The sequence below is a fragment of the Bacteroides sp. MSK.18.37 genome, from assembly GCF_019129155.2.
GTDB classification, from domain to species: domain Bacteria; phylum Bacteroidota; class Bacteroidia; order Bacteroidales; family Bacteroidaceae; genus Bacteroides; species Bacteroides ovatus.
In genome coordinates this window covers 3,018,077-3,030,411 of record NZ_JAHOIB020000001.1, presented here as the reverse complement: position 1 = coordinate 3,030,411, position 12,335 = coordinate 3,018,077, and the positions used below count along the sequence as shown (strand labels likewise).

Sequence of the window (12,335 nt, the reverse complement as noted above, 5' to 3'; positions counted from 1 at the left end):
GCAATTATAGTTTGGAATGAAGAAAAAGGAAGTTATCCAACCGGCAAAAAGAAGTTTGGTCTATATCAAAAGGAAGTTAGCTATTAATAGCCAACAGGGCAAGTAGGTATATCTTGTAAATCAACTACGCCCAACAGAAAAAGATATCGCCGGTAATTAATCTGCAACATTCACTGATGCAGCTAATTACCGGCGAGCAATAGAAATCTATAATCAACTAATACCTATTCTACCATTCTTGGAAGCGTAAATCAGCTTCCGGATTCTGACGACGAATCAGTTCCTCGTCAACTTGATAAGTGACGCCACCTTTCGTGTACTTATAAGAAAGGGTAAACTTAGGCTGTTTCCCTACAAATTCCAATGATTCGGCTGCAGGATCTAATGTGGCGGATGCATCCGTGATAGCGACGCTTCCTCCGGCTTCAATATTGACGCTTCCATCCGGATTGACTGTCAGATTCACCGACTCATTGTTTTCCAATGTGTTTCCGAAACCCGGTCTGCGTACTTTGTTTCTACCTAACGAAACAAAGTCGCGGGTCATATTCTGACTCAAATCCTTGTTACTGTATTCAGTAACCTGCTGAGTAGACAAATTGGTAACTTTTCCTTTCACAAAGTAGGTACCGTGATACTGGCTGACAAATTTGACAACTACAATACTGTAATCCTTCAAATTACCATTCACATCAGTACTAATTTCATCCTGATTATGATCGACCAACCGGAAAGGGATTGCATAGTGCTTGTTCAAAGCAGCATTGTCTTCATAGAAAGCATCGGAGAAAGTCACTTTCACATCTGCTATTGCCAGATTCGGATTGCTAATTGTCATCTTATTCGGATTAGCCAACTGATAATAGTTTTCCGGCATTAGTGTCAAGCCCGTACCATCCAATAAAGACGGATCGATCTCGAACGTAGCCCAATCATCGGTATGCACCTCTCTTTTACCGCCAATAGCCACTCCCACCTTTATCGACATATCTGTATCGGCTACCAGTGTCCGCAGAGGTTTTTGCGAAGCAAAGTACACAGAACTCTTATCGTAGTCCTTTTCATAATCGTCATAACAAGCAGTCATCAGAACGCTTATCAGCCCTATCCATAATATATTTAGTCTTTTCATTGTAAATAAGTATTTATATCAACAGCACGTTATTCCCAACCCTGATTATTCATTAGATTCTTATTCTTTTCCAGCTCTGCATACGGTAGCGGCATGAAATAGTTTTTCACTTCATATTTCCGTTGTTCCACTTTCTGTACTTTGAAGCTGAATGTACCATCTTCCTTACGGGTAACGGTAACACCCTCCACCTCTTCGTTCAACGGCAATACCCAACGACGCATATCAAAATAACGATGATTCTCGAAAGTAAATTCCAAGCGACGTTCGTTCTGAATCAACTTTCTGAACGAGTCCTTACTTTGAGCCATTTCATCCAGATAAAGATCAAAATTGATACCCCCGGCTTGCGAACGGATTGTTTTCAATATTTCGTATGCAGAATACAGGCATCCTTCGGCTTTCACCGTCGGGTTGCCCCAAGCCTCATTAGCAGCTTCGGCAAAGTTAAGAAGAACTTCCGATTTTCGTAACAAAGGATTGTAATGAACCGAGTTTAAGGTCTGAATCGGATTCAGCATAGCCGATTTCTTGGAAACGAATTTAGCCAAATAATAACCCGTACGTGTAGCATTCTCACTAAACGAAGGAGAATCTTTTCCACCCTCGGACATATCCAACGGCTGGCCGGAATCGCCAAATATAGCACTATGATAGTAGACATTCAGCGCAAAGCGATTATCAAGTACGGCATAAAGCTGCGTCAGATCGAAATCAGGATCAGACAGATCGACACCGGAACGAACATCGGTTGCCGGATAACCATTCTTCGCATAAAAAGCCTTTACCAGATTATGAGAAGGAGTGGTACGAGCACTTCCATAATAGAATGGCGGGAAATGAAGGCCTTCCAGTAGATTACTATTAAAATATTTGCGGAAAGCATAATCGGAACTTTCGGTCTGCACATCGGCAATGGAGGAAGCCGCAACAGGAACATAAGTTCCGAAACCTTCCATGCCCAGAATCTTATTGATCTCTTTGGCTACCGCTTCCCATTTTGCCTGGTAAACCGTAGGATTCAGAATTTCGAATTGTCCCATGCCGGTGATCTTCGTCACGTCATCATCCTGCATGGCAGGGCTTGCGCTATATAAAAGCGCACGACTTTTCAGAACAGCTGCCGCCGCTTTCGTGGCACGGCCGATTTGTGTATTACCAAACTCCAGGTCATCTCCCTGATACACATTCGGTAATAACTCGATGGCATTATCCAAATCGTTGACGATAAAATCGACTGTTGCCTGATAAGTAGGACGAAGAAATTCACCGTTCTGCGCGGCCTCATCCTGCGAAATAAAATGATCTGCCAACGGAATACCCAACGCTTTTCCATTCTTCGCCTTTCCGCCGTACATCTTCAATAGCTCAAAATGCCACCATGCACGCAGGAAATACGATTCACCTTCCAGACGCAGCTTGATTTGCTTGTCCACTTCCGGATCGGTGCGGTTGTACTGCACCTGGTCGGTCAAGCCGTTTTCGAGGAAAGAGTTTACATAGTTCACCATGTTATACGCATTACTCCAGTTTCCGATCGGGTTGTTAAACGCTGTCATCCCACCCATATTTAATTTATAGACAGAAGAGCTGCGCAGATTAGTCACTGCATTATCGGTAGCACAATCCAGAAAGTTATCTTCAAAACAATCCGGGCGGTTGGCTATGCCATTATAAGCTTTATATAGTACGCCTTGAGCAAGTTCCGGCACTCTCCAGGTATCAGAGTCTCCGATCTGCCACGTCACCTTTGTATCCAATGTGTCGTCACAAGCACAAAAGAGAAACAGACCTGCTAAAACGCAACTTCCTAATATATGTTTCATATTGCCATCTATTAATTGTTCAAAATTAAAATACAAAAGAGACTCCGCCTGTAAAAGTACGCGTCACCGGGTAGTTTGTCACACCGGCATTCAGCAATTCAGGATCCAAATCTTTCACGGAAGAAAGCACAAACAAGTTTGCACCACGAGCGAAAACCTTCATCTTCTTCACTACCGAACTTGGGGAGAACTGATTGAACGTGTAGCTCAATTCAACATTCTTCATACGGAAGAAGCTTGTATTCTTCAACCAGAAAGAAGAATTGCGGAAGTTGTTCTCACCAGCAGTGGTTGTCAGGCGCGGATAATTTCCGGTCGGATTGTTTGCCGGATGATAACGGTCTAATGCCAGTTTGGAGTATTTACCTTCTCCATTATTCCAGTAATAAGCATTCGTTGCCCAAGTGTGAACGCCCAGTTCGGAATATCCCTGAAGATACAACCCCCAGCCTTTATAACTTACATTGAAATCGATGCCCAATGTAGTACGTGGGAATGAGTTTCCGAGTTCCTTTACGTCACGACCGTCAATGATTTTATCACCGTTCAGGTCTTTGTAGGCGATGTCGCCTTCCTGATAATCGGCAAACGTCTGGGTTGCATGTCCGTTGATGACTACATCTTTGCCAAATAATCCTTCGGCAACCAGTCCCATCATAGCATCGGTAGAACGCCCCACTGTGTAGCGGTATTCTTCACCATGTTTCACCTGGTTCCATTTCAATACTTTATTCTTTGACCATACGAAATTGGCTCCTACCGAATAAGCCCAGTCGTTGATGCGGTCGCTCCAAGTGAACATTCCTTCTATACCATGATTCAAGACGGAGCCCATGTTATCCTGGTAGGTAAAGTTGCCAGTATAATCCCCGTAAGAGGCATCAACAGAACCGATGATGTCCGTATGTTTCTCACGGAAATAGTTCATTTCGGTATATAAGCGGTTGTTCAGGAACAAGCCTTCCACACCGATGTTCCATTCTGCTGCCTTTTCCCATTTCAGGTTCGGATTGCCCGCACGGACAAAAGTGGAATAGTAAGCCGTAGCGCCATTGTTCGTTGTTCCGAACCGGAAGCTGCCGTCTTGCGACCAGGCACGTTCATACAATAAATGTTCAGTGCTTCTGTCATAGCCCAATATACCGGCGCTGGTTTTCAGTTTCAGGAAGTTCACGTATTCATTGTCTTTCAGGAAATCTTCATTGCTTAGAATCCAGGCAAGGCCACCCGCAGTCGAGAAGAAGTATTTATTTCCCGATTTGAAACGGTTGCTTCCCATCAATGCCATGTCGGCTTCCACAGCATAACGGCGGTCATACATATAGTTTAAGCGCAATGCGTAGTTTGCATTGATGATGTCCTGGGTCACTCCCTGATTCGTTGTTTTCGAGTACATGTAAGTCAGCCGTGCCGATACATCATGCTTTTGGTTGAATGTATTCTCGTATGCGGCAAAGGCATTCCAACCCAATGTCTGCTGCAAGGTAGTCGACTTCCGACTCTGTGAAGTGGCTACATCTGTTTTCTTCATCTGGGTGTACATGATCTGTTCCTCACCGGCAAAGTTACGATATGTTTTGATGGCATACGTCGGATAGACTTTGCTCAAAGAGAGTTGCAGGTAATCATAGTTGTCGAAAGAAAGGAAAGCACCGGCTTTCAACCCTTTTGTCAGCATATCAAGATCGAATTTCAAACCGATATTGGTCTGGCTGCGTGTATAACGCTCATCCGTATATCCTCCGTACATTGTTTCCGCGTATGCATTCATCGGACGCAGCAGACTTGCGCCAAACAAAGGAATTCCGTCCGAGCTGGCTAGTCCGGTTTCTTCCGGTGACATAGTCAGCGGGTATTCATTCGGACGATGCGTAGACAGGGCCGTAAATACCTGACCACAGTCCAATTGCCCCCATTTACGCATTTCCATACGTCCGGCAACGTCTGCGGATATAGTCAGGAAATCCGTTACATTGAAGTCGAGGTTTCCGCGAAGAGTCAGACGGTGCAGTTGCGGAGTATAGGTAACGTCTTCAAATCCGCTACCTCCTACATATCCGGCAATCAGGGCATAACGCACTCTGTCGGTACCTCCCGTCATATCGAACGATACTTTCCGATAGTTGGCATTTTTGTTCAATAACTGATCGTACAGATCAACGTTCGGATACAATAGGTCATTGGCTCCTTTGGAGTTTTTATATCCTTCCAGTTGTTTCTGATTATAATAAGGAGTCAGTCCGTCGTTTGCACGCGCTTCATTATACAGATTAGCATATTGATAAGAATTCAGGAAATCAGGAGTACGCGTCATCTGTACCACACCTGCTTCGGCGGTTGCGTTATAAATGCGGCGGTTGGCCTTTCCTCTGCGGGTAGTCACCCAAAGTACGCCATTCGCAGCACGTGCCCCATAAAGAATCTTGGCGGTGGCATCTTTCAGCAACTCGATGCGTTCGATTTCTTCAGGAATCAAATCCGCTGCCGGACGTTCCACACCATCGATGATAACGATAGCTGTATTTTCCGACATGCCATGCTGGCCACGGATAAATAAATCAGGCGTATTGTTCCCCAATCCGCTGACTGTGGAGCGAACTTGCAGACCTAACATTTTACCTTGCAGCATATTAGTCAGCGTCAAATCAGGGAAGGTTCCGAACTGTCCGTTCTCCAGTACGCTCGTTGCGCCTACTTCATTCCCTTTATACGTCTTGCCACCATCGGCTCTATTCACCAGCGATTCTTCGGTCAGAAACAGAGGCTCTTTCTTCAATACAATCTTTTCAGGAACGATATTGCTGCCTGTCAGCTTATACACTTTATCTTCATATCCCAAAGCCTCCACCATAACGGTTGCGTCATTCTCGACCTTCGTCTGAAAACGTCCCTTTGCATCTGTATATAGAACGACTGCGCCTTCTCCACAAATGATAGAAACATTCTTCAACGGGCTACCTTTCTCGTCGGTAACAATAGAAATTACTTCCACCAAAGGCTTCTTCGCCGACTTTCTCTTTGATTTATTTTGTGCGAAAGTCAGGCTAGAGCCAACGATAAGGACAAATATGAGCCCTATCAGTCTTATATATCTAATCTTGTTTCTCATATACTTTTCTTTATTTATAGGTATCACCATCCGGGGTTCTGTTGAAGATTATCCAAAGCCGCCACTTCATCCATCGGCAGCGGATACCAATAATTACGCTTGTTAAACGTCCGCACGGCTGTCCTCACCGGAACATACTCGTAAGTAAAGTCGGTCAACTTATAAGTGCAGGCTTTTTCCACTTTCAACTGGTCGGCCGTATAAGAATGGTTGATCGGAGTTGCTTTGACACCCATGATCGGATATTCACCCTTAAACAGTTCTTCAGCAATCATCCAACGACGGATATCATACCAGCGGTGTCCTTCGAACATTAATTCCACACCACGTTCCCGACGATAAGCTTCTCTAAAGTCAACTCCATCCGGCAGTTCACCGATTCCGGCTCTTACACGGATTTTATTCAAAGCCTGACGGGCCGACATCGTACAACCCGTAACGACTGCATCCGGATCACCTGTCGCTTCGTATGAAGCCTCTGCCATATCCAGATAAACTTGCGAAACACGAATGTACACAGCCACCAAACGATATAATTGGAAACCAGCTTCGCCAAACAAAGGCACACTTGCTTCCGGCCAAATGAACTTCTTACACATATATCCGGTCTGTTGAGAGCCTCTCGTAAACTGATTGGTAGAAATGAAGTTCTCGGAGTAACCGCCCGAATAAGTAGTCAGATAATAGGGAACACCCTGTAAATTCTTTCCCCATTGCTCACCGGGCACGAGGATATTATTAGTGAAGCGAGGGTCTCTATCCGAATAAGGATTGGTAGTCTTTACCGCATCATAACCGGAACGCGGATCAGTAATCGGATAGTAGTTGCCGTCGGCTCCCTTACGTTCGTACATATCTACCGCATTTTGTGTCGGAGCATTATAAGGAGTACCTTCGGCACCGGTTTTATTATCGTATGGTTGTGTCAGCCATTGCGCTCTGACGAAAGCAGACCAGTTGCCATGATGCCAACGCAGGAACCATAAATATTCCGGCTGTGCGAATTGATTGGAATTAGGCATTAGCTGAATACTACGATATTCGTCATGATTCATCAGGCGATAATATTCGTGACTTTCAATAGCATTGATCGCCTTTTGCGCACTACGGGCAGCTTCAGCAGCCATCTCTTTTCCATATCCTTTGTTTTCAATAGAATTCAGGTCATTCTGCATCAAAGGGCTGGCAGCATACAGCTGTGTCATCGCTTTTAATGCCATGGCGCTTACTCTGTCAGGCCGTCCATGTTCCTCGTCAGGCCAGCTTATAGGTAAATATTCAATGGCTTTATCCAAGTCAGTCTGCATCCAAGCATTGGATTCCTGATAAGTTTTACGGGGAAAGTCAAAGTCGTCCGATGCTCCCCAAAGCTGGTCAAAGATGGGCATTCCGCCATATCGTTTGATAATCTCAAAATAGAAGTAGGCACGCAGGAAATGAGCCTGTCCCAACAGTTTTCTCCTTTGGTCGTCTGTGATGGATTTCACTTGATCTACTCCACTAATTACACGGTTCACGATACGAAGTCCGGTATAAGCACGAGAAATAGCACTTTTGAGATTCTTCCCATCACTTTTACTTCCTATTTCGAAACGTGTACCGGCATTCTCCAGCCAGTTACCTGCATTGACAAACTTCGACGGATCATTATCGCGAACGGATGCATATTCATCCGATAAATTACCTACCGTTACGTATGTATTCGAATAAGAGTTGATACCATGTGTAAAGATTAATATATCATCATTTTGAAAGATGCGGTCCATGAACCCTAACAAACTGCTATAATCTTTATAAACATCATCTTCGGAAAGTCCGTCATCGGGAGAGCGGTCCAGATAGTCCTCACAACTTCCTACAAACAACCCCAATAGAATGATCCATATCCAATTCAACTTATGTCTTCTCATATCAGTAAATTTAAAGTGTCTCATAATCCTAATCTAAAACCAATGTTATAACGTCTCACCACCGGATAAACATTCTGTCCCGAATGTTCGGGGTCACGGCGGGAATCACCTTTCGAGAACGTCAACAAATTGGTACCGTTGACATATACTTGCAGTTTTGTCAGACGTAAAGGCTGCAACCAACGCTTCGGAATCTGATAATTCACTTCCAGGTTCTTCAAGCGAAGATAAGCATGGTTGGTATATGTGTATGTACTAGCCACCGAATTATAACTTCTCTGAACATGAATACTGGGGCGAATCGGACCGCCTTGAATCGGAGCATCGGCTGTCCATGTATTCAACGTATTTGGTTGAGCCTTGATATTACCTTCCGGGAAATCCCATAAATAGGAAGGAATCGCTTCTTTATAAACGTCCATAGCACTGTACCACAACATATTGAATCCGATTCCTTTGTAAGAACCTCCCAATGTAAATCCGAGGGTAGTAGTCGGATAGTTCAGGTTTTTCATCGGAACCATATCCTTAGCATCAATCATGCCGTCACCATTATAATCGATGTAATACAAGTCTCCCGGAATCAATGTATTATGTGTACCATTGGCAATAGTGGACTGCGCCGAGTTATAAATATCATCCAATGACTGGAAGTTTCCTGTTGCCAGGTATTTATTCACATATCCGATTGACTTTCCGGCTTTTTTCAAATATTCGCTCTGATTCTTCGGGTCATCAATAAAGACAACACGGTTCTCACTGGTTGCAAAATTAAACTTCGCGTAATAATTAAACTTTCCGATATGGTCGTTCCAAGCAATATCCAGTTCAAGACCGTGATTTTTAGTCTTACCCAGATTCACCTGCGGAAAAGCAATACCACTATCGGCCCATGACGGAATCGTATTACGTGTCATCAGAATGTTATTACGCTTTTCATCGAACAAATCCACAGTAAAGTTTAGTTTACCCCACAAACCTATTTCGATACCGATATTCTGCTTGATAGATTCTTCCCAAGTAGCATCGGGGTCGGCCAGTTTTCCTTCTTTGTACAAAGGTCCCCAGTTACTGGTCTGATATTTACCAAACTGCGCATTGGCAGATAGTTGCTCAAACTTCTGAATATAGTTGAAACGGGTAGCACCTTTATCATTACCAACTACTCCATACGAATAGCGCACTTTCAGGTTGGTCAGTACACCTTTGGTCAATTTCTTTACCCATGGTTCTTCACTGATACGCCAACCAATAGAGGCAGAGGGGAAGAATCCGAAACGGCGTCCCGGAGCAAATTTTTCCGAACCAGTGTAGGCACCGTTAAATTCAGCAAGATAACGCTCTTTGAAGTTGTAAGTGACACGGCCTACCCAGTCTTCTTCGTAAGCCGGGAAGTTCATCACACCCGAATTAGCAGTATTGGTTGATTCGTTCATCTTACGGTTAAATACAAATAAGGCACTTACATCGTGATCGCCAAACTGGCGACTATAATTCAATGCTAATTCGTAATAAAGTTTACGTCCGTAAGCCTTGAAACCGTCATAAACACCACCAACAGGCAAATCTCCGGGAGCATTTTCATCCGGATAGCGTTTCTCGGTATAATTATAAGTAATTGTTCCGTCAGCATTATAAATAGGATTGGCGTAATCATACACACGATTCATACGAATATGTGTACGTTGGGCAACCAAATCGTCTTTACCTAAAATCTTACCCGGCATGATCTGGGTAGTCCATGAAGAAGAAGTAGTGTAAGACAATGATGCTTTCAATGACAGTCCCTTTGTAATAAAGTCCAGCTTCTGATTCAAGATTACATCGTAAAAACCTTGATGTTGCTTAATATTACGACTACCTCCTTCGTTCATCAGACAGGCTATATTTTGATCGGAGCTTAACCCGTCTCCCCATATTCCATTACTATATTTAATCGGAAATTCATTACTTGGAGCCGTAAAGAACGTTTTAAAAAAACGTTCATCCGGAGAATCGACATTCTCATAATAAGACGGTTGGTTCTGATAACCCATCTTACCGGCCACATTGAACGAAAGTTTAGTAGTACTTGTGATATTGAAGTCGAAATTACTACGCCAGTTATAACGACGGTAAGAGAAGGAAGGATCGAAATCCTCTTGTTTGGTAGTATTAAAAATATCTCCGTCATGCAAATAACCCAAAGATACGAAATAACTCATTTTCTTCGTACCACCACGTACATTAAGATTATAAGCCTGTTCATAACCTACATTCTTTACCAGTTCTTTCCACCAGTCCACTTCGGGAAAGACATCGTTATATGGACCGTAATTTCCGGTAGCATACGCATTTTCCCATGCGGTAATGGTAGATTCGGGAACCATTGCTCCCCAGTTACCATCATTAGCCTGTGCCCTGTTATACTGTTTCATAGAGGTCACATAGTCAGACCATTCAGGAGCAGCAGAAGGTTGTTTAAAACCGAAGTTAGCTGTGAATGAGATTTCCGGTTTCTGTTCGAGTCCGCGTTTGGTTGTCAACAAGATAACGCCGTTCGCACCTTTCACACCGTAAACCGCAGTTGCCGAAGCGTCTTTCAGTACGGAAATAGATTCGATTTCGTTCACATCGACATCGTTGAAGTCACGTTCGATACCATCCACTAATACCAGTGGCTCCGCTTCTCCCCAGGTAGACTTACCACGAATCAATAAAGAAGCCTTATCGGCTCCCGGCTTTGAAGTGGAATTGATGGCAACCACACCCGGCATCTGACCTTGCAAGGCTTCGGAAACGGAGTTCACGCTACCTATCTTTAATAAATCATCTCCTTTTGCAGTAGCAATGGAACCGACACTGGACACCTTTTTCTGTACACCGTATCCAACCACTACCACTTCTTCCAGGGTCTCCGTATCTTCTCCTAAAGAGATTACGCCTAAAGTCGTTTTATTCTTTAAATCCAGTTCCAGAGTTTTATAACCCACATAAGAAATGACAAGTATGTCTCCTTTTGATGCCTTCACAGTAAAATTACCGTCAAAATCAGTAATCGTACCGCTTCCCGTACCTTTCACGCGAACACTGACGCCAATCATCGGTTCACCGGATACTGCATCCTTCACTTGTCCCTTCCAATAGTCTTGTTGTGCCTGCACGTCCAGCGCACAAAACAAAAAGCAACAAAGACATAAGAAAGAAAAATAAAGTCTGTCTCTTTTCATAAACATTATTTTTAACTGTTAACAAATTCTTTATCTCAAGACACAAATTAAGCGGGAAAATCTTCAAATGAAAGGGAAGAATCTCCTTAAAACCCGTACAAATGTGCAAAATAGATTTCTCTACTACATTTCTGAACAAATCATTTCCACATTGGCTTTATGACGTGCTCTTTGTCTACGGTGATATTGTATATGCCATCGTTTCCTTTCTTCAGGATGAGCGGAACAATACGTGTTTTACGAGGAGACACGGTGGAATCCGAACGATGAACATGGTAAACATAGTAATATTTTCCATCCAGCCCTTTAAATACATCTCCATGTCCTGATCCGTTTTCTCCTACGAGGCTGCGATGAATGATCGGACTGTTCGGGTGCTTCTTCCACGGACCGAAAGGGGAAGAAGCAGTAGCATAGCCTACCGAATAGTCGATATTCATAAAATGATTGGCAGAATAGAAAAGATAATATACCCCGTCCCACTTCATAACAGTCGGCCCTTCCATCACCGGTGCAGACTTATAGTTCGGAGTCTTTTCCCAAGGCTCCGTACAGTCCATACATTGTTTCAATGTTTCCGGTTTGATACTTCCTTTCTTTATGTCAAACTCGGCTACCCAAAGATAATTGCCTTTATTAAAGCGGACATGATACAGGTAGTATTTTCCATCATCATCCTTAAATAGGAAAGAGTCTATATTCTTAGCGGAAGCGTCTATCGGTTTGACTTCCTTCTGACGAAAAGGTCCGAATACCGATTTTGAGGAAGCAATTACTGTTTGCTCATTAGCGGTATAAGTGAAATAATAAGTTCTTTTATCCTTAAAGTATTGAGGTGCCCAGAAGCCTTTTTCACCGAAAGCTTGGTCTCCCTTTCTCAATATAAGTTGCAAATCTTTTCCATTAGGCACAGTCCAATGCTTCAAGTCGGTCGATTCGAGGATAGCAAAGCCCTGCGGTTCCTGATTGCGTGTACCTGTGAGATAATACTTTCCGTTCTCCACAAAGATAGTGGGATCGGCAAAGGATATTTCTTTCCATGAATCCGCCCATGATTGGGTGATAGATACACATATCACCGCTAATATGAAAATTACTTTTTGGATAGTCTTACATTCTTTCATAAACATATTTCTTACGATTTATTTT

6 protein-coding genes are annotated in these 12,335 nt (G+C 43.4%); all 6 read right to left on the bottom strand.

The genetic code is table 11. The features are described 5' to 3' along the window. Window positions 1–229: 229 nt before the first annotated feature. Entirely contained in the window at window positions 230–1,132 is a 903-nt protein-coding gene (locus KSX81_RS12240) for a BT_3987 domain-containing protein (protein WP_004302773.1), read from the bottom strand. A gap of 29 nt (window positions 1,133–1,161) precedes the next feature. Continuing rightward, window positions 1,162–2,958, bottom strand: coding sequence for a RagB/SusD family nutrient uptake outer membrane protein (locus tag KSX81_RS12235; protein WP_217725441.1), 1,797 nt, complete (start codon window positions 2,956–2,958; stop codon window positions 1,162–1,164). 25 nt (window positions 2,959–2,983) lie between these two features. Then, window positions 2,984–6,067 carry a SusC/RagA family TonB-linked outer membrane protein gene (locus KSX81_RS12230; protein WP_118218409.1) on the bottom strand — a complete coding sequence of 1,028 codons (3,084 nt, stop codon included), beginning with the start codon at window positions 6,065–6,067 and terminating at the stop codon, window positions 2,984–2,986. A gap of 23 nt (window positions 6,068–6,090) precedes the next feature. After that, window positions 6,091–7,977, bottom strand: coding sequence for a RagB/SusD family nutrient uptake outer membrane protein (locus tag KSX81_RS12225; protein WP_118218357.1), 1,887 nt, complete (start codon window positions 7,975–7,977; stop codon window positions 6,091–6,093). A 20-nt stretch (window positions 7,978–7,997) separates the two neighbouring features. Continuing rightward, on the bottom strand, window positions 7,998–11,186 hold the full coding sequence (locus tag KSX81_RS12220) for a SusC/RagA family TonB-linked outer membrane protein (RefSeq protein WP_118218355.1): 3,189 nt from the start codon (window positions 11,184–11,186) through the stop codon (window positions 7,998–8,000). A gap of 140 nt (window positions 11,187–11,326) precedes the next feature. Beyond that, entirely contained in the window at window positions 11,327–12,310 is a 984-nt protein-coding gene (locus tag KSX81_RS12215; protein WP_149946802.1) for a glycoside hydrolase family 43 protein, read from the bottom strand. Window positions 12,311–12,335 lie beyond the last annotated feature (25 nt).

What these genes read in the sequence shown, in the direction of transcription:
- KSX81_RS12240 (WP_004302773.1), bottom strand. Translation starts at nt 1,132, where the DNA reads ATGAAAAGACTAAATATATTATGGATAGGGCTGATAAGCGTTCTGATG.
- KSX81_RS12235 (WP_217725441.1), bottom strand. Translation starts at nt 2,958, where the DNA reads ATGAAACATATATTAGGAAGTTGCGTTTTAGCAGGTCTGTTTCTCTTT.
- KSX81_RS12230 (WP_118218409.1), bottom strand. Translation starts at nt 6,067, where the DNA reads ATGAGAAACAAGATTAGATATATAAGACTGATAGGGCTCATATTTGTC.
- KSX81_RS12225 (WP_118218357.1), bottom strand. Translation starts at nt 7,977, where the DNA reads ATGAGAAGACATAAGTTGAATTGGATATGGATCATTCTATTGGGGTTG.
- KSX81_RS12220 (WP_118218355.1), bottom strand. Translation starts at nt 11,186, where the DNA reads ATGAAAAGAGACAGACTTTATTTTTCTTTCTTATGTCTTTGTTGCTTT.
- KSX81_RS12215 (WP_149946802.1), bottom strand. Translation starts at nt 12,310, where the DNA reads ATGAAAGAATGTAAGACTATCCAAAAAGTAATTTTCATATTAGCGGTG.